The organism is Stutzerimonas stutzeri (genome assembly GCF_000935215.1).
Taxonomy (GTDB): Bacteria; Pseudomonadota; Gammaproteobacteria; order Pseudomonadales; family Pseudomonadaceae; genus Stutzerimonas.
In genome coordinates this window covers 74,900-100,836 of the sequence record NZ_JXXD01000143.1, presented here as the reverse complement: position 1 = coordinate 100,836, position 25,937 = coordinate 74,900, and the positions used below count along the sequence as shown (strand labels likewise).

Here is a 25,937-nt window from a genome sequence, read left to right as displayed (position 1 = left end):
CGGGGGCAGCCGTCGATGTCACTCAGCCCTCGGCAGGCGCCGCCTGTGGCATTCCCCGCCAACCGCCACCCAGGGCCTTGAACAGATTGACCTCGCTGGTCATCTGCGCGAGGCGATCGCTGATCAGCTGCTGCTGCACGCTGAACAACTGGCGCTGCGCATCGAGCACGGTCAGATAGCTGTCCACGCCGGTGCGATAACGGCGCTCGGCAAGGTTGTAGTAGTCCTCGCTGGTCGCCAGCAGATCCCGCTGCGCCTGCACCTGGCGGGTGTAGGTGGCCTGCGCCGCGAGACCATCGACCACTTCGCGGAATGCGGTCTGGATCGCCTTCTCGTATTGCGCGACCTGGATGTTCCTGCTGATCTCTGCGTAGTCCAGATTCGCGCGCAACTGGCCGGCATTGAAGATCGGCACGCTGATGCTCGGCGAGAAACTCCAGTAACCGGAACCGCCGTCGAACAAGCCGGACAGCTCACGGCTGGCGGTCCCTGCCGCGCCGGTCAGGCTGATGCGCGGGAAAAAGGCCGCACGCGCGGCGCCGATGCTGGCATTGACCGCACGCAGCTGGTACTCCGCCTGGAGAATATCCGGGCGTTGCTGCAGCAGGTCCGAGGGCAACCCGACCGGCAACGTCGCCAGCTGGGTGCGCTCGAGACCTTCGCCGCTCGGCAGACCGGCCGGTAGGCTCTGGCCCAGGAGCAGGGTCAGGGCATTGCGGTCCTGCGCCACCAGGCGGGTGTACTGCTCGATGCTCACCCGCGCGCTGTCCACCGCACTGCGTGCCTGACGCAGTTCCAGCGCCGAGGCGACGCCGACATCGAAGCTGCGCTGGGTCAGGCCCAGGCTTTCCTCGTAGGTCTTGAGCGTGTCACGGGTGACCTGCAGCAGCGCCTGATCGGCCTGCAGCGTCAGCCAGGCATTGGCGACACTGGCGATCAGGCTGATCTGCGTGCTGCGCTGCGCGGCCTCGCTGGCGAAGAACTCTTCCAGGGCCTGGTCGCGCAGGCTGCGCAGGCGGCCGAACAGATCCAGTTCCCAGGACACGCCGAAGGTGGCGCTGTACTGACTGCTGATGGCCGGCTCGCCGCTCATGTTCAGATCGCCCGGTGTACGGCTGCGGGTGCCAGCGCCATCGGCGCTCACCGCCGGCAGCACATCGGCGCGCTGCACGCGGTACAGCGCACGGTAGGCATCGACGTTCAGCGCGGCGACGCGCAGGTCGCGGTTGTTCTCCAGCGCGACCTCGATCAGCTGCTGCAGCGCCGGATCACGGAAGAACTCGCGCCAGCCGAGCGCCTGCGCCCGAGCCTCGGGGGATGGCTTCGAATAGACTTCGCCCTGCGGCCAGTCGGCCGGGACCGGCGCATCCGGACGCTGATACTCGGGGATCAGCGAGCAGCCACTCAGCGCCGCCACGAGCGCCAGACTCAACAGAGACTTGTTCACAGCGAGTCCTCCTTCACACCTTCGTTGGCGGGCTTCGTGCGGTCGAAGATTGTGCAGATCATCACGTAGAACAACGGAATCCAGAAAATCGCCAGCACCGCAGCGGAGATCATCCCGCCGATCACGCCAGTACCGATGGCGTGCTTACTGCCCGCGCCAGCCCCGGAAGCAAGCGCCAGCGGCACCACCCCGAGAATGAACGCCAGCGACGTCATGATGATCGGCCGCAGACGCATGCGACATGCCTGCAATGCCGCATCGACATGGCTCATGCCCTGCTCGTGCAGCGCCTTGGCGAACTCCACGATAAGGATCGCGTTACGCGCCGACAGACCAATGGTAGTGACCAGGCCCACCTGGAAGAACACCTCGTTGGAAAGGCCGCGCAGCAGCGTAAAGGCAAGCGCACCGACGATGCCAAGCGGCACCACCAGCATGACCGAGAACGGAATCGACCAGCTCTCGTACAAGGCCGCCAGGCAGAGGAACACCACCAGCAGCGACAGGGCGTAAAGCGCCAGCGTCTGCGAGCCGGCCAGCCGCTCCTCGTAGGATTGCCCGGTCCAGGAATAGCCCACCCCCGGCGGCAGCTGAGCGGCGATGCGCTCCACCTCGGCCATGGCATCACCCGAGCTGTAGCCGGGCGCCGGCTCGCCGAGCATCTCGATCGCGCTGACGCCGTTGTAGCGGGACAGCTTCGGCGAACCGTAAGTCCATTCGCCGCTGGCAAAGGCGCTGAACGGCACCATCTCGCCGGCATCGTTACGCACATACCACTTCTGCAAATCCTCAGGGCTCATGCGCGCGTCCGGAACGCCCTGCAAATACACCTTCTTCACCCGCCCTCGATCGATAAAGTCATTGACGTAGCGCCCACCCCAGGCGATCGACAGGGTGCTGTTGATCGCCGCCAGCGAAACGCCCAGTGCCCGCGCCTTTTCATCGTCGATAAGCACCTGATACTGCGGTTCGTCGCGCAGGGTATTGGGCCGCACCCGGGTCAGCACCGGACTCTGGCTGGCCAGCTGCATGAACTTGTCGCGGGCCTGCTGCAGCACTTCCTGGCCAACGCCGGCGCGGTCCTGCAGGAACAGGTTGAAACCGGTGGCGTTACCCAGCTCCATCACCGCCGGCGGCGCAAAGGCGAATACCTGAGCGTCACGGAAACTGGCGAAATGTTGCTGCGCACGCTGAGCCAGGGCGAATACGCCGTCCTCCTCGTTGGTCCGCTCGCTCCAAGGCTTCAGGCTGATGAAGGCGATACCCGAGCTCTGACCGCGGCCGGCGAAGCTGAAGCCGGTCACGGTAAAGACGGAACGAACGATGTCGCCCTCCTCTTCCAGCAGATAGCTGCGCATGGCGTCGATGCTCTGCTGGGTGCGCTCGGCAGTCGAGCCCGACGGGGTCATGACCTGAGCGAACAGGACGCCCTGGTCCTCTTCCGGCAGGAAGGCGCTGGGAATGCGGTTGAACAGCACCACCATGACGCCGACGATCAGCACATACAGCAGCAGGAACGGCGCCTTGCGCTTGAGCACGGCTTTCACACCGCGCTCATAGCCATTGACGCTGCGCTCGAAGGAGCGATTGAACCAGCCGAAGAAACCGCGTTTCTCGTGATGGTCGCCCTTGTCGATCGGCTTCAGCAATGTGGCACACAGCGCTGGCGTGAAGATCAGCGCCATCAGCACCGAGAGCACCATCGCCGATACGATGGTGATCGAGAACTGCCGGTAGATGACCCCGGTCGAGCCTCCGAAGAAGGCCATCGGCAGCAGTACCGCCGACAGCACCACACCAATGCCGATCAGCGCGCCCTGGATCTGGCCCATGGACTTGCGCGTCGCCTCCAGAGGCGAGAGCCCTTCTTCGCGCATCACCCGCTCGACGTTTTCCACCACCACGATGGCGTCGTCGACCAGCAGGCCGATGGCCAGGATCATGGCGAACATGGTCAGCGTGTTGATGCTGAAGCCGAACACCGCCAGCACGCCGAAGGTGCCCAGCAGCACCACCGGTACCGCGAGCGTCGGAACCAGCGTCGCGCGGAAGTTCTGCAGGAACAGGTACATCACCAGAAACACCAGCACGAACGCTTCGAGCAGCGTTTGCATGACACCGGTGATGGAGGCGGAGATGACCGGCGTAGTGTCGTACGGGTAGACCACATCGACGCCCGGCGGGAAGAACGGCTTGAGCTCGTCGATGGTCTTGCGCACGCCTTCGACAGTATCCAGCGCGTTGGCGCCAGTGGCCAGTTTCAACGCCAGGCCGGCAGCCGGCTTGCCGTTGAAATGCGCGCTGACCGAGTAGTTCTCACCGCCCAGCTCGACCTTGGCGACATCACCCAGACGCACCTGCGAGCCGTCGCTGTTGACCTTGAGCAGGATGTTGCGGAACTGCTCCGGAGTCTGCAGACGGGTCTTGCCGATCACCGTGGCGTTGAGCTGCTGCCCGGGCAGCGCCGGCAAGCCACCCAACTGGCCGGAAGACACCTGGACGTTCTGCGCCTGGATCGCCGAGCTGACATCCTCCGGCGTCAGGCTGAAGTTGTTCAGCTTGGCTGGATCGAGCCAGATGCGCATCGCGTACTGGGCACCGAACACCTGGAAGTCGCCCACACCCTTGGTCCGCGAGATCGGGTCCTGCATGTTGGCGACGATGTAGTTGGCCAGGTCGCGTTGATCCAGACTGCCGTCAGTCGATACCAGACCGATGATGATGAGGAAGTTGCGCACGGCCTTGGTGACGCGGATGCCCTGTTGCTGAACCTCTTGCGGCAGCAGCGGCGTTGCCAGCTGCAGCTTGTTCTGCACCTGGACCTGAGCGATATCGGGGTTGGTGCCCTGATCGAAGGTCACGGTGATTTCCATGCTCCCGTCGGAGTTACTCGACGAACTGATGTAGCGCAGCCCGTCGATACCGTTGAGCTGTTGTTCGATGACCTGCACCACGGTGTCCTGCACGGTCTGTGCAGAGGCGCCCGGGTAGGTCACCGAGATACCGACCGCGGGTGGGGCGATGCTCGGATACTGGTTGACCGGCAGGTTGAGGATGGACAGGCCGCCGGCGAGCATGATCACCAGAGCAATCACCCAGGCGAAGATCGGCCGGTCGATAAAGAAGTTGGACATGACTAGGAACCCCTCAGCCTTCTTGGCCTTGGGGTTGTGCAGACACCCCACCGCGATTATCGACATTGGTAGCCGGAGCCACCTCGACCTCGGCCCCCGGCCGGATGAACTGCAGGCCTTCGGTGATCACGCGGTCGCCCGGCTGCAGGCCGTCACCGACCAGCCAGCGATTGCCCACGGCACGCTCGGTCTTGATCGGGCGCACTTCCACCTTGTTCTCGGCATTGACCACCATGGCGGTCGGGTCACCCTTGGTGTTGCGCGTGACGCCCTGCTGCGGAACCAGGATCGCCTCGCTCTTCATGCCGGCCACCAGCTGCGCATGGACGAACATGCCCGGCAGCAGATTCTTGTCCGGATTCGGGAATACGGCGCGCAGCGTCACCGAGCCGGTACCGGCATCCACCGTGACTTCGCTGAATTCGAGTTTGCCTTCGTGACCGTAATCGCTGCCATCCTCCAGTTTGAGGGTGACCTTGGCCGCGTTATCGCCAGACTTCTGCAGACGACCCTCGGCCAGGTCGCGCCGCAGCGCTAGCAGGTCTCGAGCCGGCTGGGTCACGTCGACATAGATCGGGTCAAGCTGCTGAATGGTCGCCAGCTCCTGGGCCTGACCGTTGCTGACCAGCGCACCCTCGGTCACCGCGGAACGGCCGATCCGGCCGGAAATCGGCGCCAGCACCTTGGTGTAGCGCAGGTCGATGCGCGCGCGCTCCAGCTCTGCTTCGGCCTGCAGGCTGGCTGCGCGGGCCTCGTCATAGGCCTGCTTGCTGACGGCCTGGTCCTTGACCAGCTCGGCATAACGGTCGGCCAGCGACTTGCTGGACGCCACGCTCGCCTGGGCGCTCTTCAACGTGGCTTCGTATACCGATGGATCAATCTGATACAGCTGCTGCCCGGCCTTTACGTCACTGCCTTCGGTAAACAGGCGCTTCTGGATGATGCCGTTGACCTGCGGTCGCACCTCGGCGATGCGGTAGGCGCGGGTACGCCCGGGCAGCTCGGTGGTTACCGCGAACGGCTCCGCCTGCAGGGTCACGATACCGACCTGGGGCTTCTGCTGGGCCGGAGGTGCTGCTTCTTCCTGACAGCCGGCCAGGAAAACAGCCATGGCGAGAATGGACATCAGGGCAGCATTGGCTGACTTGATTGGCATGGTTAGACCTCTTGAAAACCTGGCAGGCGGGAGTGGGCAACAGCACACCGCAGACGCGGAGAGCGGAAAGGGCCGAAATATACTTACATCCATGACTGTCTGTAAACCTGAAAAGACTCGTCGGACCTGCTGCAAATATTGCAAAAGGTGTGTTCATAGGCCCGTTCGCCACAGCTTTGTCCGCTGCGCAATCCGCGCCGATACATAATCCAGGCAAACGCAGAACGCCGGCAAGATGCCGGCGTTCGGGTTCCACGGGGAGCGTTTACTTGCGCACACCTTCGACCGAGATGATCAGATCGACCGTTTGCGACGCCGGCCCGAGATCCATCTTGATGTCGAAGTCCTTGAGCGTCAGCGTGGTACTGCCTTCGAAACCGGCACGGTAGCCACCCCAGGGATCATCACCTTCGGCGATGAACTTGGCAGCGATCACCACCGGTTTGGTCACGCCGTTGAGGGTCAGGTTGCCGCTGATGTCGGCAGTGCCGTCACCGGTCGACTTCCCCGAAGTCGACTCGAAGGTCGCTGCCGGGTGCTTGTCGACGTTGAGGAAGTCATCGCTGCGCAGGTGCTTGTCGCGCTCGGCGTGGTTGGTATCGACGCTGGCGGTCTTCAGCGTGACCTTGACCTTGCTCGCTTCCGGCCTGTCCGCATCGAAGCTGAAGCTGCCATCGAAATCCCTGAACGTGCCCCACAGCCAGCTATAGCCGAGGTGGCTGATCTTGAAATTGACGAAGGCGTGCTGGCCCTGCTTGTCGATGGCGTAGTCGGCAGCGAATGCCTGGCCACCGACCAGTGCGGAACCGAGGACCAATGCGGCGAGGGTTTTCTTGAGCATCGATGGATTCTCCTATCGGGGGTGATTAACCGGCACTACGACCGAGCATGCGCTTGAGTGTCGCGTCGCGGTCGATGAAATGGTGTTTGAGCGCAGCCAGGGCGTGTACCACGGCGAAGATCACCAGCGCCCAGGCAGCGTATTCGTGAACAATCCCGGCGCTGTCGGCCTGATCGGGGATGGAAGTGATCAGCGCCGGCACCTCGAACAGGCCGAACACGCTGATCGGCCGGCCATCGGCGGTGGAGATCAGGTAACCCGAGATCATTACCAGGAACAGGCCGAGGTACAGCAGGCTGTGACCAAGCCTGGCCGCGATCCGGGTCAGCCGCCCCTGACTCGCCAGCGGCGCCGGCGCAGGGCTGACGAAACGCCAGAGCACCCGCAGCAGCATGATCAGAAACAGCGCGATGCCAATGCTCTTGTGCAGGTCCGGTGCGGTGCGATACCAGCTGCTGTAGTAGTTCAGCCCAACCATCCAGAAGCCCAGGCCGAACAGACCGAATACGGCGATGGCCACCAACCAGTGCAAGGCAATGCTGGTCAGCCCATAGTTCGTTGAGGAGTTACGCCAGTGCATTGAATCTTCCTTCAAATTCAGGCCTAGAAGCCTAGCCGGTTACCTATCGGAATAGAGCGCATTTTTTTCGCTTTGAAACATCGAGTAAATCGATGACTGATCGCATCAAGTCATGCCCCAGCGCTTCTGCTAGGCTTCGCGACTCATTGCGGAGGAGTAACGATGAGCCTGAACGACAGCTGGATGCAACGCGACCTTGCCGTACTCTGGCATCCCTGCACCCAGATGAAAGATCACGAGCAGCTGCCGCTGATTCCGATCCGCCGCGGCGAAGGCGTCTGGCTGGAGGATTTCGACGGCAAGCGATACCTGGATGCGGTCAGTTCCTGGTGGGTCAACGTCTTCGGCCATGCCAATCCGCGCATCAATCAGCGCATCAAGGATCAGGTCGACCAGCTCGAGCACGTGATGCTGGCCGGCTTCAGTCATCAGCCGGTGGTGGAGCTGTCGGAGCGCCTGGTCGCCCTGACACCGGCCGGACTGGACCGCGTCTTCTATACCGACAACGGTTCGACCGGTATCGAAGTGGCGCTGAAGATGAGCTTTCACTACTGGCGCAACAGCGGACGTGGCCAGAAGCAGCGCTTCGTCACCCTGACCAACAGCTATCACGGGGAAACCGTCGCCGCGATGTCGGTGGGTGATGTCGCCCTCTTCACCGACACCTACAAGCCGCTGCTGCTGGACACCTTCAAGGTGCCGAGCCCGGACTGCTACCTGCGACCCGAGGGTGTGAGCTGGGAAGAGCATTCGCGGCAGATGTTCGCGCACATGGAACAGACCCTTGCCGAGCACCACCAGGACATCGCCGCGGTCATCGTCGAACCGCTGATTCAGGGCGCCGGCGGTATGCGCATGTACCACCCGATATATCTGAAGCTGCTGCGCGAGGCCTGCGACCGCTACGAAGTGCACCTCATCCACGACGAGATCGCGGTCGGCTTCGGCCGCACCGGCAGCATGTTCGCCTGCGAGCAGGCTGGCATCACGCCAGACTTCCTCTGCCTGTCCAAAGCCTTGACCGGCGGCTATCTGCCGATGGCCGCAGTGCTCACCACCGACCGGATGTACCGGGCGTTCTACGACGACTATTCGACGCTGCGCGCCTTCCTCCATTCGCACACCTACACCGGCAACCCGCTGGCCTGCGCCGCGGCACTGGCGACCCTAGATATCTTCGCCGAAGACAACGTGATCGAAGCGAACAAGGCGCTGGCCGCGCGCATGGCCAGCGCCACCGCGCACCTGGTCGAGCATCCGCACGTGGCCGAAGTCCGCCAGACCGGCATGGCACTGGCTATCGAGATGGTTCAGGACAAGGCCAGCCGCACGGCCTATCCCTGGCAGGAGCGTCGCGGCCTGAAGGTCTATCAGCACGCGATGGAGCGCGGAGCGCTGTTGCGCCCGCTCGGCAGTGTGGTGTATTTCCTGCCGCCCTATTGCATCACCGAGGAACAGATCGACTTTCTCGCGGCAGTCGCCACCGAGGGAATCGACATCGCCACCCGAGATGCCTCCGGGGTATCGGTCCCGGTCGGTCCATACCCAGGCTTCAGAGACCCGGGTTGATGTGGAGCATCGGCAGCCTGCGAGCCAGGCTGCCGATGCTTTAGACTTGCCGCTTCCAACTCGCCGCCTGCAGCTGCCTCCATGCGCCTATCCCGTTTTTTCATCGACGCCCCCCTTTCCCTTGGCCAGCACTCACTGCCTGACGCATCGGCCCACTACATAAGCCGGGTGCTGCGGCTTTCGGCCGGCAGCGCGGTTCAGCTGTTCGATGGCAGCGGCAGTGAATTTCGCGGCGAACTGCTGGAAGTCGGCAAGAAGTCCGTCGCCGTCGAACTGCACGAACGCCTGACGGGGATGCCAGAGTCACCTCTACAGATCCACCTCGGGCAGGGTCTTTCCCGCGGTGAACGGATGGATTGGGCCATTCAGAAGGCCACCGAGCTAGGCGTAACGCAGATCACGCCCATCGTCAGCGAGCGTTGCGAAGTGCGCCTCAACGATGAGCGTGCCGACAAACGTCTGGCCCATTGGCGGCAGATCGCGATCAGCGCCTGCGAGCAATGCGGCCGGTCGGTGCTGCCGGTCATCCACCCGCCAATGAGCCTGCGTGACTGGTTGCCTGTCGAGGCAGACCTGAAGCTCGTGCTGCATCCAGTGGCCGCGCCGCTGACGAGCCATGCCAGACCGCAGACACTGGCTTTCCTGATCGGTCCGGAAGGAGGCTTGAGCGAGAGCGAAGTCGAACAAGCAGCCAATCAAGGGTTTCAGCCTGCTCGACTCGGCCCGCGAGTGCTGCGCACCGAGACCGCTCCGGTGGTGGCGCTGAGCGTGGCACAGCAGCTCTGGGGCGATTTCTGACGACGTACCGGGTGGCGGCCTCGATCAGATCAGGCCAGCATCGGCGAGCTTCTGCTCCAGACCGATCAGATCGGGGATTCGCGGCTGCACGTCGCCAAGGTTGACCGCATCCAGTTCGAGCGGGGCAAGCGTGACATCCGCGCGCGCGAGGCTGGCGTCGACCTTGATCGAGTGCGGGATGCCTTGCACCAGCAGCGCGATGAACTTGACGTGGTCGCGCCCACCAACCGCGTTGAGCACGGCAACCCGTGCCGAACTGCCAACCGGTTGTGCCTGGCCGCTGGACGCGGCCTCGAACGACAGCAGTGGTAGGCTCAGGTCACGCCACTGCACCTGCCCGAGAAACCATGCGGGCATGCCCTGCACCGCTTGCGGAGCGCGATAGGGAATCAGCTCGGCGACGGCCACGTTGGGCACCAGCAATACGCGATCGGCGAGCGGCATCAGCAGCCCGGTGAGGCTTTCCGCCTCTGGAGAAACGACCATTTGACTCATGAGTTATCCCGTTGAAAAGACGTGGCGGGCGTACCGACCTGGCTGACCAGATGATTGACCAAGGCTTGCGCCAGCTCGCGAGGGTCACCGCTGTAGGAGCTGTAGCCACCTTCGCGAAGATTGTCCGGCATACTTGAGCAGGCACAGGAGTCGGCGCGCTGCGTCCAGACCCTGCCACCCTGACGCAGCACATACGCGGCTGCCGCACTGCCGTCGCTGCCCATGCCACTGAAGGCAATGACACCGCAACGCTGGCCGAACTGCTGGGCCAGATTCAGCATCATCTGGTCGATCGACGGGCTATACGGTTCAGGCCAGCAACGACCGTTCAGGCGGGTGCTGCCATCGAACTCGAACCCGAGTTCCTCTCCGATCGGCGCGATGATCACTTCTCCGCAGCGCACCGGCTGGCCAGGGCGCACCTGTTGAACCTGCCACTGACTATGTCGGCCCACGGCCTGGGACAACGCCGACTCGAAGCTGGCTTCGATATGCTGGGCATAGATGAAACCGACTGGCAGGCCGCCAGGCAGCGCGTCCAGGAAGGCCTTCACGGCTTCCGGCCCACCGAGCGAAGCCGCCAGCAGCCATACCTGGGTCGCCGCTTCACCGGCATGCAGCGCGCTATCAGCCAGCAGCGGCGGTAGCGTCAGGCGCTCGGGGCGTTGTCCTTCACCCTGCAGTACGTCCAGACGCGGCCCCACTGCCCGTGACGGGTCACCGATCAGGCGCTTCAGCTTGCTGAACAGGCTGCGCTCCCAACGTGGGTAGAACTCCGAATGCCGCTCCGGCGCATGCCCCTCACCGAACAGCACCCGCGTGGTGTCGCGCTCAAGCAACGCATCCACAAGAGGCGAATCTTCGGTCTGCGCCAGATCGACCAGCCAGAGATCGGCCTCGGTGCTATCCAGGTCTGCCGGCTCGAGGCGCGCCGGGTCATTGTTCAATACCACCTGATAGCCACTGCCGGTCAAAGCCTGCTGCAGCACGTGACGCTGCAGAGAGGTGTCGGCGAGTACCGCAATGCGGGCGCAGAGAACTTCAGACATCGGCGTGAACCAAGCGCTGAATGGCCTCGAGCAACACCGATTCCTGATAGGGCTTGCCAAGGTATTCGTTGACGCCGATGGTCAGCGCGCGATCACGGTGCTTCTCGCCGGTACGCGAGGTGATCATGATGATCGGCAGATCCTTCAAACGCTCGTCGTGGCGAACCAGCGTGGCCACCTCGAAGCCGTCCATGCGCGGCATCTCGATATCCAGCAGCATGATGTCCGGCTTGCGCTCCTGCAGCTGAGTGATGGCATCCACCCCGTCCTTGGCGGTCAGAACGTTCATGCCATTGCGCTCCAGCAGACGACTGGTGACCTTGCGCACGGTGACCGAATCGTCAACCACCATGACCAGTGTCGGCCGTTCGGTTTCGACCTCGACCGGCTCCTGCACCTGATCGATAAGGCGCGGCTGTTGCAGCTGAATGAGCTGGTGCGCATGGAGCACACGGATGGTCGCCAGCAGGTCCAGAATCACCACGACCCGGCCATCGCCGAGGATGGTCGCACCGGAAATGCCATGTACGCCGGCGAACTGCAGCCCGAGGCTCTTCACCACGATTTCACGAGAACCGGCGAGGCTGTCGACCTGTACCGCAACGCTGTGCTCTTTCGAGCGCACCAGGATCACCGGCAGCGGCAGGCTCTGCCCCACCAGCTTGGGCTTCTGGCCGTTGTTCAAGAGATCGCCGAGGTAACGCAGCTCGTAAGCCTGACCGGCATATTCGAAGCGCGGCGCATCCGGCTGGTAATAAGCTTCCAGCTCGTATGGCGAGACACGCACGATACCTTCGATGGTATTCAGCGGAATCGCATACAGATCCTCGCCGGAGTAAACCATCAGCGCGCGGTTCACCGACACCGTGAACGGCAGGCGAATCAGGAAGCGCGTGCCCTGACCGAGCGTCGACTCGATGCTCATCGACCCGCCGAGCTGCTTCACTTCCGAGTGCACCACGTCCATGCCCACGCCGCGTCCGGAGATCTGCGTGACGCGCTCCGCGGTGGAGAACCCGGCTTCGAGGATGAACTGCAGGATTTCATGCTCGGACAGGTCGCTATCGGAGGACATCAGCCCGCGCTCGATCGCCTTGCGCCGCACCGCGTCCAGATTGATGCCACCGCCGTCGTCGGCCAGCGTCAGCACGATATCGCCGCCCTCACGGGCCAGATCCAGGCGTATCACGCCCTGCTCGGGCTTGCCGGCAGCACGACGACGCTCGACCGGCTCGATACCGTGATCGACGGCGTTGCGCAGCATGTGCTCCAGCGGCGCAACGATTCGCTCAAGCACGCTGCGGTCCATCTCACCGGTGGCGTTGCCGACCATGAACTCGACCTGTTTGCCGAGCTCGCCAGCGACCTGCCGCACGATTCTGCGCAGGCGCGGCACCAGGCGCTCGAAAGGAACCATGCGGGTACGCATGAGGCCTTCCTGTAGCTCGGTATTGACCCGAGCCTGCTGCAGCAGCAGCGTTTCAGCGTCGCGATTACGCGCAGCCAGGGTTTCCTTCAGATCGAGCAAGTCGGACGCTGACTCGAACAGTGCGCGCGAAAGCTGTTGCAGCTGCGAATGGCGGTCCATTTCCAGCGGGTCGAAATCGTCATAGCCGGCGCGCTCGGCTTCAGCCTGGTAACGGCTGAGAATCTGCGCCTGGGTTTCGGTATCCAATCGGCGCAGCTGGTCGCGCACCCGCTCGATGGTCGCTTCCATCTCGCCAAGGGTGAAGCCGACGTCGCTGACCTGCTGCTCGACTCGACCGCGGAAGATCGATGTTTCGCCCGCCAGGTTGACCAGACCCTCCAGCAGTTCTGCGGGAACCTTGACCAGCTCCTGCGGTGCCCGCCGCGCAGCGGCTTCCTGGGCGGCCAGCTGTGCGCGTCGAATGAATGGCAGCACCTTCGCCGGGCTGGTACTCGGCTTCGGCAAGGTACTGGCCGCGACGATCGGTTGTTCCAGAGCCACCGGCTCGCGCGGCAACTCTGGCTCGAGCTCCGACGACTCAGGTTGCGAAGCGTCGCTTCCGTCGCTCGCCAGGCCCGCCCGAAGCAGCTCGACATCCTTCAGCAGCGCGTCGTAGCCGTGCTGCACATCGAGAAACAGGCTATCCGGCCACGGGGCGCCCTGCTGCTGCGCCTCGCTCAACCGCTGCTCCAGATCGTGGGCCATGTTGCCCAGTGCGGTCTGCCCAGCCAGCCGCGCACCGCCTTTCAGCGTGTGCAGCACACGGAGCATGTCAGCCAACGGAGCGGCATCCTCACGGCCGGCATCCCAGCGACCGAGCGCTGATTCCATTTCCTCCAGCAGGTCGTCAGCTTCCTCGACAAAGATGTCGAGAATTTCGGCTTCGGCAGACTGCTGCGCATCTTCCTGAGCGGCCTTCAGCGACACGCTGCTGGGAATGCTCAGTTGCTCATCGGGGTTGTTGCGAAAGTGGCGAATCGTCTCGATCAGCGCATCACCCGATGGCACCGGTTGGTGGGCCCGCACCGCCTCGAGCATTTCCGCCAGGCGGTCCTGGCAGGCCTGCAGAAGGCCGAACAATTCCGGGCTGGCCCGGTAGCTACCGGCGCACAGGCCTTCGTAAAGAAACTCGAGCTCGTGGGAGAGATCACCGATTTCACGGATATCAGCCATCCGGGCCCCGCCCTTGAGGGTATGCAGATCGCGCTGCAATGCCTCGAGTTCGAAGCTGTTGTCGACATCCGCCATCCAGCGTTGCAAACCACCCGCAGCACTCTCGATGAGGTCGAAACCCTCCTCGAGGAAGATCTCCACTAATTCGGGATCGCGCTCGACTGCGTCGTGCTCCTCGGCGGCCGGCACAGCTTCGAACGCTTCCGGCACCTCATCCAGCTCGGGAAGGCCGAGGTCGATCTCATCCAACTCTTCGCTGACCGGGATATCCGAAGCGCGGCTATCGTCCGCTGCAGTTTCGTTGTCGCCTTCATCCGCCTCGGCAGAAGTCTCATCGACATCGAGCAGCGGTAAATCAAACGCATCGGCGCTAAGCGGCTCATCCAGCGATTGAGCAGGATCGTTCTCCGGTCGGATCAGGTCAGGACCCGCATCCGTCTCGAGTAGGGAAGCATCAGTCGAATCAACGCCGTCGAATGCCGGCAGGGCACCCTGACGGAAGGCTTTCATCGACTCGATGAGTGCATCAGCACTGCTCATCGGCATCTCGCCCTGCAGCTGCTCGAGCTGCAGCGCCAGATGATCGTGGCTACGCTGCAACAGCGCTGCAAGCGGGGCGGAATGGACGTAGCGACCGTCGGAGAGCCCCTCGTAAAGCGACTCCAGCTCATGGGCGAGGTCGCCGATCGGACGGATTGCTGCCATCCGGGCGCCGCCCTTGAGGGTGTGAAGGTCGCGCAGCAGAGCCGAGAGCGCCATCTGGTTGGCCGGATCAGCGAGCCAGCGATCAAGCGCATGGCCGGCGCTTTCCATCAGGTCAACGGCTTCGTCGAGAAAGATCTCAACCATTTCGTGATCGAGATCGTCCTGCGCCTCGTCTTGCGGGGCGTCTTCTTCGGGCCAGGCTTCGGCTTCGGCTTCGGCTTCGGCTTCGGCTTCGGCTTCGGCTTCGGCGGGCAATTCTGTCAGCGAAATCTCGCCAGGAGCAGCAACCGGCACGGGGTCGCCCGGCTGCTCCAGAACCAATGGATCAATGGCTTCGGCGAGCAGTGCTTCGAGCCGCGCCACCAACTCCGACTGCTCACTCACCTGCAGCGCGGCAGCTACCTGATCCATCATGCCGACCAGCGCTTCATGGCCCTGCTCGACGTCGTCGAAGAAGCGCTCGCTAACAGCCAGTCGCCCCTCCTCAACCACCGCGTACAAACGCAGCAGCACCTGGCACAACGCTTCCATCTGCGGCAGGTCGGCCATTTTCGCGCCCTGTCCGAGCGTGGTCAGCTCCTGCAGCAGAGCGGAGAGTTCCTGACGCTCGGCAGGATGCTCGCGCCAGCTGCGCAGCAAATCTTCGGCATCCAGCAGGATGTCCATGCCTTCAGAGAGGAACAGCGCGATCACGCTCGGATCGCGGACCTCACCAGCATCGTTATGCTGGCGGGCGCCGGCTTCGACCAATCTGGCCTGATGCAGGGCGTGCACCTTGGCCAGGAACTCCGGGGCGCCTTCTATCGGCGCCAACGGTTCATGATCGAGATTGGCCAGCCCCTGGCGTAACAACAGCTCGGCCTCATGCAGCAGCTCGGCTTCGGCCAGATCCATCTGGATCAGGTTGGTCTTGAATTCCTTGACCATCTTCTCCAGAGGCGTTGCGATTTCCGCCACCGGCAGGATGCCGGCCATGTGCGCACTACCCTTGAGCGTGTGCAAGGCACGTTGCAGTGCATCGGTCACCGGCTGCGGCAGGCGCTGGGCGCAATCGGCGAGAAAACTGACCAGCGTGGTCAGATGCGATTCGGCCTCGTTGCGAAAAATTTCCAGCAACTGGGGGTCCAGTGCGTCGTCATCGTCTTGCGGCGCTGCGGAGGGGGCAGGCTCGTCCGCAATCGCAGCAGGCGTCTCAGCAGGCTGCGAAAGCACCACTGACTGCCCCTTGGCCAGGGCATGCGCTGCTGCCGCAAGGTGATCGACGTCATCACGCTGGCGCTGGGCCTTGGCTGCGAACTCATCGACGAGGGCCGGCATCAGCGCAACGACATCGCACACGACCTGCCTCACCGAGTCGGTCGGCTGGATGCTGCGATCGAGAACCCGATTGAGCAGGTTCTCGATGGACCATGCCAACTCGCCGATGACCAGTGCACGCACCATCCGCCCACTGCCCTTGAGCGTGTGGAATGCACGTCGCACTTCGCCCAGGGCATCCTTGTTGTCACTGTCGGCAAGCCAGAGTGGCAACTGCTCGCCAATCGCCTCCAGAACTTCTGCTGCTTCCTCGATGAAGACTTCCAGCAGGTCCTCGTCGACCGGTTCTTCGTCGGCAGGAGGCGGCAGGAGGCTAGGCGGTACATCCTGAGCAGGCGGGTTGATGGCTGCGACCGGCGCCGCCATGACTTCCTCAAGGCTGAGTACAGGCTCGACTTCGACCTGCAGGCTTTCAGGTTCGGAATAATCTGGCAGGCTCACTTCCGGAAGACCGAGCTCGGCGACCTGCGCATCGCTCCATTCGCTCAGGTCCGACTCATCTTCAAGTGAGTCTGGAGGCGTTTCGGATGCCGGCATCTCTTCTGGCAGGTTGAAAATGATTTCTTCATCGCTGGACAGGTCTTCCAGCGTCCACTCGCTTTCCTCGGCCTCCGCCGCGATCTCCGCATCATGACTCTCGAGTGGCGCTTGCGCCTCGCTCAAGAAATCAGGGTCCATCGGTGCCGGAGATTCTTCCTGATCGACCGCAACGGAGTCGAATGCATCCAGACTTGCGTCCGGCTCTTCAGGCAGCACTTCGATCTCGTCCAGCGGATCGGCGAATTCGTTCTCGACCGCCGCGACCTTCATCGGAGCATTTGCATGTCCCAGCGAGTAGCCAAGGTTCTGCAGACTTTCTTCGGCCACATCCAGAATCAGATCGCCCTGGGTGCCGCAATCCTCGGACAGTCGCTCGAGGTAATACTCGACGCTGGTGATCGCGTCAGCCAGGGTATCCAGGCTCTGCCAGTCCGGCACGGCCTGTCGCGCCAGAAGCTGATCCTGGATGTAGCCATTGCAGGCTTGCAGCAGGGACGCAGCACGCTCCAGGGGAATCATCGCCAGGCCGCCGCGAACCTGAGTGAGCAGATCCGGCACCCGGGCCAGATGCTCGTGGTTCCATTGCGAGGCAATGAATTCGATGATTGCGTCCTTGGCCTGCTCCAGCCCGTTACGCGCTTCGCGAATGACCAACTGGTGAATCTGGGCAACATCGGTGGTCGGCAGGTGGCTTGCTTCGCTGCGCTCCTCCGTGGGACCGCCGACCATGCCGGCCAACGTGGCCTCGACATACAGCAACGCACCGGCGATATCCATCAGGATGGCGTCGTCGGGCGCCTGCTGCCCCTGCGCTACGGACTGGACGAGGACGATCTGATCGAGAATGATCTTGCGCGGTTGAGCGAAGCCGAGCACTGCCAAGGTATCGGCGATCTGCTTGAGCGGGACCTCGAGGCTGGACAGCTCGGCAATGACCTTGCGATCGCTGCGCACGAACAGGTCCAGGCTGTCCTTTACCCGCACCAGCTCTTCACAAAGGGCAGCGACCACCGAGCGCATCGCACCACGGTCGGGACCAGCCAGCTGAGCACGCTCCTGATCGACCACGGCGCTGTCCGGCAGCGCTTCGTCGAGGCGGTAAAGCTGCTTTAACGCCTGGATACGGGGCGTCTGCCCCGGCGCCTTGGCGACGTAGAAGAGCAGGTTCTTGATCAGCTCATCGGGCGCAGCCTGATTTAGGCCATCAGCGCCTTCCTCGACCAACCGCTTGAGCTGCTTGTCTACCTGTCGCAACAAGGTGCGGACGGAGGTGCCGTTGCTCACGCCGCCACTGGCCAGACCTTCGACCATGCCCGAGGCGATCTGCCATAGCGCCGCCAGTGGCGCATCCTTGCAGAGCATTTCCAGGCGGGCGAATACGCGCACCATGTAGCCGAGATTGGTCGGCAGGTCCTGGTTGCGAATCACCCCAACCAGCGCAACCTGCAACATCTGGCGCAGCTTGCGCAGCAGGGCCGGCAGCTCGTTCGTACGCAGACGCTCGACCGACTCCTGGGAAAGCGCCGGCGTGCGTCCGGACAGGTCGGGTGAAAATAGGCTGGTTTCAGAAAGCAGCTTTTCACCGCGAGCGGCGCGCAGGTCGTTAAGCAGCGGCAGCACCACCATCGGCAGGTCGCGGCGCGCACTCTGAATGCGGTCCAGATAGGCAGGCAGCTGCAGGATGGCCTGCATCATCACCTCGAGCGCCTCGCCCTGATTGGCCACCCGCTCGTCGAGCAGGGCCCGCGCCAGCTGCTCCATTTCCTCGGCGAGCAATGCTGCGCCGAAGAACTCCACCATCTGCAGAGTGCCGTGGACCTGATGCACATAGGTCAGGCAAAAGCGCATCCGGGTCGAGTCCTGTGGGTTCTCGACGAACGCCTCCAGAGCCTGACGCGCCTGCTTAAGCGTCTCGGCAATCTCGCCTTTCACCCACTCCAGGGCGACATAATCGTGCCGATCACCCATAGCGACTCCGCTCATAAACTTTTCCGGGTAAAAGCCAGAACCTGATCGTTGGCCACCGGAAGCAATCCCGGATGCTGCCAGCCGACCACTTCACCTACACCGATCACCAACAACCCCCCCGGAGCCAGGCAATCTGCCAGGCGATTGAGGATTTCTCGGCGACGCCAGCGGCGGAAATAGATCAGCAGGTTCTGACAGAAAATAACGTCCATGCTGGAAACGGGCGAGTTCGCCAGTTCCAGCACATTGAGCCTTGCAAAGCACACACGTGCGGCCAGGCCGGGAATCACTTGAAAACGATCATCGGATAGCGACAGGAAATAACGCTCACGCAACGCCGGTTCGACCTGCTCCAGCTTGCGCGCGCTGTAGACCGCTGTTCGGGACTTGGCCAGCGCGCTCAGACTGATATCCGTACCGGTGACCCCGAAGCTGCCGTCGAATTCGCGTCCCGCCAGCGCCTCGGCGGTGGCCATGGCTAGCGAGTACGTCTCTTCACCACTTGCGCAACCCACGCTCCACAGCGCCAGGGGTCGCTTGATCGACTCCTGCTCCAGACGCTGGCGCAAGTAGGTTTCGAGCAGATCAAAAGAAGCGGGATGACGGAAGAAACGTGTTTCCTGAACGGTCAGCCTGTCCATGAGGGTCGACCACTCGACAGCACCACGGGGGCCGGAGGTGACCTGCCGATAGTAGCTGGCATAGTCGGGAGCACCGACCTCGCGCATGCGAGCGCTCAGATTGGTCTGCAGGAAGCTGCGCCTGCGTTCGCTGACGACCATGCCGGAGCGCTCTTCGAGGAGCGTCTGCCAGTCATGGAATTCCGCCGGCGACATATCGGCCAAGGGCTCCAATGCCCAGTCAAACCTCGGCTGCATGCCCTGCCCCTCGCTCATGATCATCGGCGGCAGCCATCAGATGACTGCCGCACTGCTCAAGTCAGGCCTGATCCGGAGCATCCGGCAGGGTAAAGCCGGAAACGGAATGGCGCATCTCGTTGGCCATCTTGGCCAAATTACCGATGCTCTTGGCCGTAGCGGTGGTACCCGACGAGGTCTGCGAGGTGATCTCCTGGATCACGTTCATGGTGTTGGAGATGTGGCCGGCCGAAGAAGCCTGCTGACGTGCCGCGTTGGAGATGTTCTGGATCAGCGCCGCAAGCGTCTTCGATACCTTCTCGATCTCTTCCAGTGCCACACCGGCGTCCTGCGCCAGACGCGCACCGCGCACCACTTCGGAGGTGGTCTGTTCCATCGAGATGACCGCCTCGTTGGTGTCGGTCTGAATGGTCTTTACCAGTGCCTCGATCTGCTTGGTCGCCGCGGAAGAGCGTTCAGCCAGGCGCTGTACTTCGTCCGCTACAACGGCGAAGCCGCGGCCTGCGTCGCCCGCCATGGATGCCTGGATCGCCGCGTTGAGTGCAAGGATGTTGGTCTGGTCGGCAATGTCGTTAATCAGGCTGACGATGTCACCGATCTCCTGGGACGACTCACCGAGACGCTTGATCCGCTTGGACGTGTCCTGGATCTGCTCGCGAATGTTGTCCATGCCGGTGATGGTGTTGTGCACCACCTCGTTACCCTTGTTGGCAATGGCTACCGAACGTTCTGCTACCGCCGAGGATTCCGCGGCGTTGGCCGATACCTGGTCAATGGAAACCGCCATTTCGTTGATTGCAGCAGAAGCACCGGCAATTTCCTGGGCCTGGTGTTCGGAGGCCTCGGCGAGGTGCATTGCAGTCGCCTGGGTTTCCTGCGCAGCGCCCGATACCTGAACAGCGGTCTGGTTGATGGTGGCTACCAGTTCGCGCAGCTGGTCGATGGAGTAGTTGATCGAGTCGGCAATCGCACCGGTGAAGTCTTCGGTAACGGTCGCGGCCACCGTCAGGTCACCGTCTGCGAGGTCGCCGATTTCATCGAGCAGTCGCAGAATCGCAGCCTGGTTACGCTCGTTCTTCTCAGCGGTTTCGCTCAGGCGGCGGCGTGCTTCCTGAACCATTACCAGACCAATCAGGATGATCGAGGCCAGCGCAATGGCGCCCAGCACGTAACCGAGGATGGTGTTGAGATAACGGGCATCGGCGCGGCTCTGCAGGCCTTGCGTCAGCGCGGAGGTCTTGTCGAGCAGGGTCTGCGAAACCTCGAAGATGCTGTTCGCCGACTCGCGCACCTGGAACAGTTCAGGCGACGTTTCGAGAATTTCGTCCACCGATCCGGATACGAACTGGAAGAGCTCAGCGATCTCCGAGAGACGATCCAGCGCCTCTTCGTCGGCCACCGCAGTGATGCCCATGGCGACGTTGCCTTCGATCATCGCATTCAGGACTCGACCGAACAGACTGGCATCACGACCAAACATATCGGCCGCCTGAACCGAGTCCTGGTCACCGGACAGCACCTTGTTCACCGAACCGAGGATACGCTCGGCCAGCAGCGACTGGCGCTGGGCAACCGAAACCTGCGCTGCTGGCGCACCACTTTCCAGCAGGATGTCGACGACCTCCTCGTACTCGACCTGGAGCTGAGGAATGGTTTCGGCGAGGGTGCTGGCTACCTGGTGGAGCGACAGGACAGTCTGCTCACTGGCCAGGATGGCGTCGGTATCGCGACGCAGCGTGTTCCAGTCCTGCTCCACCGCGTTGACTTCATCGCGCAACGATTCGGGAACCGCCGGCAGACCGATGTCCTCGTTTCCTTGCGAGAGATAGGCCCAGCGCTGGTTGAACTCGTTCCGGGCCTGCTTCAGAGACGCGAACGCCTCCTGCGTGCCGGTCGCCGCTTCCACGGCATCCTTGGCGATCTGCTGGGACAGTACGCGCAGCTCTCCTGCGTGAGCGATGTATTCGTTATCGTGATCGGCCTGAGTGTTGACGTACGCGAAGTTCGCGAACAGCAGCACGATCGATACGATCAGCACGATAAACAAACCGGTGGTCAGCGTATTGCTGCGCACCCCGCTCAACAAAGCATTAGCATTCATTTTGATCATTATCCGGCCCCCGCCTGGACCCCCGTCGTTTCCATCCAAGAACCAAAAGGCCGACCTTGGTCGACCCACCTACAACTAAAACGCGACGTCCAGAAACGCCTGATGCGTAGCCAACGCGTGCGGGCTGAAGACCAGCCAGGGCTGCTCGCGCTGGAACACACCATGAATGAATGGCTGAATTGATGCCTCGATCGGAGGCAACTCCTCCGAGAAGGTTTCCACCGCGAAATGCTGCATGCCGAAGACTTCATCGACAGTCAGTCCGGCGAACACTTCCTGGTGATCCACCACCAGCACCCTGCGCTGCTTACGCAGTGCCGAAAGCTCAAGCCCGAAATACCCACAAAGGTCCATCACAGGCAACAATCTGCCGCGCACGTTCGCCACGCCCTTTACCCAACTCTTGACGCCGGGAAGCAACGTATAGCGCGGCTCATGCAGGATTTCGCCAACCTCCCCCATTGGAGCGACGAACAAGCGCCCCCCCATCCGAAAGCCGATCCCTCCCCAGGTTTGTACGGCTTCCTGCTGAGAAGGCAGGCCTGCCGCGTACGTGCGGCAACGTTTATCTAGCTCCAGCAACTGCTGAAACGGCGTTTGCATGTCAGGCATGCTGGCCACGTCCCTTTGTCCGAGTGTTGGCTACCGCGGCGTCAGCCCGCCAGAACGGCATTCAGGGTCTTCAGCAATGTGGCTTCGTCCACCGGCTTGGTCAGGTAATCCTTGGCGCCTTGGCGTTTGCCCCAGACCTTATCGGTTTCCTGATCCTTGGTGGTGACGATGATCACCGGAATGTGACTGGTTTCAGAATCTTTGGTCAGTTGGCGCGTAGCCTGAAAACCATTCAGCCCGGGCATGACAATATCCATCAACACGGCATCCGGCTTTTCCTGACGAGCCAGAGCGACGCCGTCAGCGCCATTCTCTGCTTTAAGCACCACATGGCCATTCTTCTCAAGCATGGCGGTGAGCTTGTACATTTCGGTCGGCGAATCATCAACAATCAGAACGCGAGCCATGATTTCTCCATAGGAAGGCTTCAGCGGCAAACAATGCCGAACTTCAGGATGCTTGCTCCACCGGTGCGAAATCAGGGACATGCGCCTTGATCGCACCGAGCAGCTCTTCTTTGCTGAACGGCTTGGTAAGGTATTGATCGGATCCGACAATACGCCCTTTGGCCTTGTCGAACAGGCCATCTTTGGAAGACAGCATGATCACCGGCGTCGACTTGAAGGAACTGTTGTTCTTGATCAACGCACAGGTCTGATAACCGTCCAGCCTGGGCATCATAATATCGACAAAGATGATGCGGGGATGAGTATCCGCAATCTTGGCGAGCGCATCGAAACCGTCCACAGCGGTGATGACATCGCAACCTACTTTCTTCAGCAGGGTTTCAGCAGTGCGACGAATCGTTTTCGAATCGTCGATCACCATGACCTTCAAGCCCTCGGAGTGCTGTTCCATTTCGCCCTACCATCGCCTCGGTGAGTCGTAGTTTATCGTTATGTCAGTGCGCCGGAGGCCCTGCCACCGATGGGCTGCACCCAATCGCCGGACCTTTTTAGCACACTCCTCATGCACACGCTATCAACCGGAAAAGCATCCGGATTTTCCTTGACCCAGTGCACAACCACAGCCAATCTGCAGCGACATTTTGAGCCACTGGCGGCGCTTCGCCGCCCATTGCCGGAGAACACCCCATGACCGTTCGCGTCGGGATCATCATGGACCCTATCGCGCAGATCGCCTTCAAGAAGGACAGCTCGCTGGCCATGCTGCTGGCTGCCCAGGCGCGAGGCTGGACACTGTTCTACATGGAGCAGCGCGATCTATATCAGCTCGGCAATCAGGCCCGGGCGCGCATGTGCCCGCTGCGGGTATTCAACGACCCACAACATTGGTTCGAGAAGGATGGGGAGGTCGATGCGGCCCTGACTGATCTGGACGTGATCCTCATGCGCAAGGACCCGCCTTTCAACAGCGAGTATGTCTACGCAACCTATCTGCTGGAACTGGCGGAAAAGGCCGGAACGCTGGTGGTCAATCGACCGCAGAGCCTGCGCGACTGCAACGAGAAGTTCTTCGCCACCCAGTTTCCACAATGCACCCCGCCGACACTGGTCAGTCGGCGCTCGGACATTCTCCGCGAGTTCGCCCGCGAGCACCGTGACATCATTCTCAAACCCCTCGACGAGATGGGCGGTGCATCGATCTTTCGTCATCGCGAGGGCGACCCGAATCTGTCGGTTATTCTCGAGGTTCTGACCGAGCATGGCAGCCGCCAAATCATGGCGCAGCGATACATTCCCGCGATCAAGGACGGCGACAAGCGCATCCTGATGATCGATGGCGAGCCGATCCCCTATTGCCTGGCGCGAATCCCCGCCGCTGGCGAGACGCGCGGCAATCTGGCCGCGGGTGGTCGCGGCGTGGCACAGCCGCTGTCGGATCGCGACCGCGAGATTGCAGCGATCGTCGGCCCGGAACTACGCAAGCGCGGCTTGCTGTTTGTCGGCCTGGATGTGATCGGCGACTACCTCACCGAAATCAACATCACCAGCCCGACCTGCATCCGCGAAATCGACAATGCTTTCGATACCCGCATCGGCGAACGGCTCATGGACGCGATCGCGGCGAAGCTGCAAGGTTGAACCAGCTAACAGCTTTGAGCTTGGAGCTTGCGACTCCAAGCTCAAAGCCGGCAGACTGCGCGGCACTTCGAGCCGACCCGACCTGCGATGAACGCCGCTATCCGCCATCCCGTGCCTGAAACCACCCGAGTCCGCCCGGCGGACAGGCTCGGCTTCACGCTTTTTCTGGCTACCGCATTGCATCTGGCCTTGATTCTCGGGCTTGGCTTTACCCTCTCCGAGCCGAAGCAGATCAGCAAGACGCTGGAAATCACTCTGTCGACCTTCAAAAGCGAAGAGAAGCCCAAGGAAGCGGACTTCCTCGCCCAAGACAATCAGCAGGGCAGCGGCACGCTGGAGCACAAGGCCACGCCGAAAACCACCGAGCAAGCGCAGTTCCAGGATACCGAGGTACGCAAGGTGACCCAACCGGCAGCACCGCCTCGCAGCACCCGGCCGGAACCGGCGAAGACCGTCGTCACCACTCGCAGCCCACAGCGCGAAAAGGCCGACGTCAAGCAACAGACGCCACCGCAGCCCGAGCCGCAAGCAGCGCCGGCATTCGACAGCTCACAACTGAGCGCCGAGATCGCCAGCCTCGAAGCCGAGCTGGCGCAGGATGTCGAGCGCTATGCCAAGCGCCCCAGGGTCAGCCGACAGAACAGCGCCGCCACCATGCGCGACATCAGTGCCTGGTATCGCGACGAATGGCGCAAGAAGGTCGAGCGCATCGGCAACCTCAACTATCCCGACGAGGCCCGCCGCCAGCAGATCTACGGCAGCCTGCGCATGCTGGTGACCATCAACCGCGACGGCACCATCCAGGAGCTGCGCGTGATCGAGTCATCCGGCAAGCCAGTGCTGGACGATGCCGCGCTGCGCATCGTGCGACTGGCAGCGCCTTTTGCGCCCTTCACCGGCGAACTGGCGCAGAAGTTCGACCAGGTGGAGATCATCCGCACCTGGCGTTTCGAGCGCGGCGACAGGCTTTCGAGTCGCTGAAATCGGCAGCCTGGCGAACCGTCGCACCTGTAGCCGGAACGCGGTGCAACGCTTAAGCTAACGCGCATGAAAAGCACCGCGCCCAGCTACCTCAAGCATCACTTCCTGATCGCCATGCCGCAGATGGCCGATCCGAACTTTGCCCAGACGCTGATCTACCTGATCGAACACGGCGCAGAAGGCGCCATGGGCCTGATCGTCAATCGCCCGAGCGGGCTGAGCCTGGCTGATGTGCTGGAGCAGCTGCGCCCGGACGAGCCGATCCCCCCACTCTGCCAGAGCCTGCCGATATTCTCCGGCGGCCCAGTGCAAACCGATCGCGGCTTCGTTCTGCATTCGCCCGACCAGCAATTCCAGGCCACCCTCTCCCTCGGCCCGCTGGGCATGTCCACATCGCAGGACGTCCTGTTCGCCATTGCGGACGGCCAGGGGCCTGCCCGGCACTTCGTGGCCCTCGGTTATGCCGGCTGGGAAGCGGGACAGCTGGAAGCCGAACTGGCCGATAATGCCTGGCTCAGCTGCCCCGCGGATACCGAGATCCTGTTCGACCTACCTTATGACCAACGCCTGAACGCCGCGGCAGCATCACTCGGCGTCGACCTGCGCCTGCTCAGCACCCAGGTCGGCCACGCATGAGTGCGCCGCGACTGCTGCTCGGCTTCGACTACGGCACCAAGCAGATCGGCGTCGCTGTCGGCCAGGTCATTACTGGGCAAGCACGTGAACTCTGCGTACTCAAGGCGCAGAACGGCGTGCCGGACTGGCAACAGATCGAAGCGCTGATGCGCGAATGGCAGCCCGATGCGCTGGTCGTCGGCCTGCCGCTGAACATGGACGGCACGCCCAGCGACATGAGTGCCCGGGCGGAAAAGTTCGCCCGCCGACTCAACGGTCGCTTCAACCTGCCGGTGCACACTCACGACGAACGCCTGACCACGTTCGAAGCCAAAGGCGAGCGTCTGCGCCAGGGCCAGCACGGCGGCTATCGCGATCGCCCGGTGGATGCCCTGGCCGCAGCCCTATTACTGGAAGGCTGGCTGAGCGATCACCCTGCCGCCTGATCAGACCTGT

General features: G+C 62.4%; 19 protein-coding genes. 6 read left to right on the top strand and 13 right to left on the bottom strand.

The genetic code is table 11. The features are described 5' to 3' along the window. Positions 1-22 precede the first annotated feature (22 nt). From LO50_RS15585 to LO50_RS15565, 5 genes are all read right to left on the bottom strand, one after another. Positions 23-1,447, bottom strand: a complete 1,425-nt coding sequence (locus LO50_RS15585; protein ID WP_044315566.1) for an AdeC/AdeK/OprM family multidrug efflux complex outer membrane factor — start codon at positions 1,445-1,447, stop codon at positions 23-25. Then, positions 1,444-4,581: an efflux RND transporter permease subunit gene (locus LO50_RS15580; protein ID WP_044315565.1), complete on the bottom strand. Its 3,138-nt coding sequence runs from the start codon at positions 4,579-4,581 to the stop codon at positions 1,444-1,446. Before LO50_RS15580 ends, LO50_RS15585 begins: the two co-directional genes overlap by 4 nt. A 13-nt stretch (positions 4,582-4,594) precedes the next feature. Next, a complete protein-coding gene (locus LO50_RS15575; protein ID WP_044315564.1) occupies positions 4,595-5,737 on the bottom strand; it encodes an efflux RND transporter periplasmic adaptor subunit in 1,143 nt (380 codons plus the stop codon). 265 nt (positions 5,738-6,002) lie between these two features. Next, positions 6,003-6,578 (bottom strand): YceI family protein, encoded by a 576-nt coding sequence (locus LO50_RS15570; protein WP_044315563.1) that lies wholly within the window; start codon positions 6,576-6,578, stop codon positions 6,003-6,005. Positions 6,579-6,603: 25 nt separating this feature from the next. Then, positions 6,604-7,158, bottom strand: coding sequence for a cytochrome b (locus LO50_RS15565; protein ID WP_023446062.1), 555 nt, complete (start codon positions 7,156-7,158; stop codon positions 6,604-6,606). 162 nt (positions 7,159-7,320) lie between these two features. On the opposite strand from LO50_RS15565, the gene LO50_RS15560 reads away from it, so the two are divergent. Together LO50_RS15560 and LO50_RS15555 are read left to right on the top strand one after the other, a co-directional pair. Next, a complete protein-coding gene (locus tag LO50_RS15560) occupies positions 7,321-8,727 on the top strand; it encodes an adenosylmethionine--8-amino-7-oxononanoate transaminase (RefSeq protein WP_023446063.1) in 1,407 nt (468 codons plus the stop codon). 81 nt (positions 8,728-8,808) lie between these two features. Further along, positions 8,809-9,525 carry a 16S rRNA (uracil(1498)-N(3))-methyltransferase gene (locus tag LO50_RS15555; protein ID WP_044315562.1) on the top strand — a complete coding sequence of 239 codons (717 nt, stop codon included), beginning with the start codon at positions 8,809-8,811 and terminating at the stop codon, positions 9,523-9,525. A 24-nt stretch (positions 9,526-9,549) separates the two neighbouring features. On the opposite strand, the gene LO50_RS15550 is transcribed toward LO50_RS15555, so the two are convergent. The 8 genes from LO50_RS15550 to pilG all read right to left on the bottom strand — a co-directional run bounded on the left by LO50_RS15550 (position 9,550) and on the right by pilG (position 22,698). After that, positions 9,550-10,020: a chemotaxis protein CheW gene (locus LO50_RS15550; RefSeq protein ID WP_031298038.1), complete on the bottom strand. Its 471-nt coding sequence runs from the start codon at positions 10,018-10,020 to the stop codon at positions 9,550-9,552. Then, positions 10,017-11,069, bottom strand: a complete 1,053-nt coding sequence (locus LO50_RS15545) for a chemotaxis protein CheB (protein WP_044315561.1) — start codon at positions 11,067-11,069, stop codon at positions 10,017-10,019. Before LO50_RS15545 ends, LO50_RS15550 begins: the two co-directional genes overlap by 4 nt. Continuing rightward, positions 11,062-18,240: an Hpt domain-containing protein gene (locus LO50_RS15540; RefSeq protein WP_044315560.1), complete on the bottom strand. Its 7,179-nt coding sequence runs from the start codon at positions 18,238-18,240 to the stop codon at positions 11,062-11,064. Before LO50_RS15540 ends, LO50_RS15545 begins: the two co-directional genes overlap by 8 nt. Positions 18,241-18,251: 11 nt before the next feature. Beyond that, on the bottom strand, positions 18,252-19,118 hold the full coding sequence (locus LO50_RS15535; RefSeq protein ID WP_031298039.1) for a CheR family methyltransferase: 867 nt from the start codon (positions 19,116-19,118) through the stop codon (positions 18,252-18,254). 61 nt (positions 19,119-19,179) lie between these two features. Continuing rightward, positions 19,180-21,228 carry a methyl-accepting chemotaxis protein gene (locus LO50_RS15530; protein ID WP_044315559.1) on the bottom strand — a complete coding sequence of 683 codons (2,049 nt, stop codon included), beginning with the start codon at positions 21,226-21,228 and terminating at the stop codon, positions 19,180-19,182. 75 nt (positions 21,229-21,303) lie between these two features. Beyond that, a complete protein-coding gene (locus LO50_RS15525) occupies positions 21,304-21,840 on the bottom strand; it encodes a chemotaxis protein CheW (protein ID WP_023446068.1) in 537 nt (178 codons plus the stop codon). 41 nt (positions 21,841-21,881) lie between these two features. Next, positions 21,882-22,247, bottom strand: coding sequence for a twitching motility response regulator PilH (gene pilH / locus LO50_RS15520; protein ID WP_003303135.1), 366 nt, complete (start codon positions 22,245-22,247; stop codon positions 21,882-21,884). Positions 22,248-22,290: 43 nt separating this feature from the next. Continuing rightward, entirely contained in the window at positions 22,291-22,698 is a 408-nt protein-coding gene (gene pilG, locus LO50_RS15515; protein ID WP_003282729.1) for a twitching motility response regulator PilG, read from the bottom strand. A gap of 236 nt (positions 22,699-22,934) precedes the next feature. Here pilG and gshB point away from each other — a divergent pair, with 236 nt between their 5' ends. From gshB to ruvX, 4 genes are all read left to right on the top strand, one after another. Next, positions 22,935-23,885, top strand: a complete 951-nt coding sequence (gene gshB / locus LO50_RS15510; protein ID WP_014818751.1) for a glutathione synthase — start codon at positions 22,935-22,937, stop codon at positions 23,883-23,885. A gap of 87 nt (positions 23,886-23,972) precedes the next feature. Next, entirely contained in the window at positions 23,973-24,866 is an 894-nt protein-coding gene (locus LO50_RS15505; protein WP_044315558.1) for an energy transducer TonB, read from the top strand. Positions 24,867-24,932: 66 nt separating this feature from the next. After that, on the top strand, positions 24,933-25,502 hold the full coding sequence (locus LO50_RS15500; protein ID WP_044315557.1) for a YqgE/AlgH family protein: 570 nt from the start codon (positions 24,933-24,935) through the stop codon (positions 25,500-25,502). Beyond that, positions 25,499-25,927 (top strand): Holliday junction resolvase RuvX, encoded by a 429-nt coding sequence (ruvX, locus tag LO50_RS15495; RefSeq protein ID WP_003297208.1) that lies wholly within the window; start codon positions 25,499-25,501, stop codon positions 25,925-25,927. The genes LO50_RS15500 and ruvX overlap by 4 nt, the downstream gene beginning before the upstream one ends. Positions 25,928-25,937 lie beyond the last annotated feature (10 nt).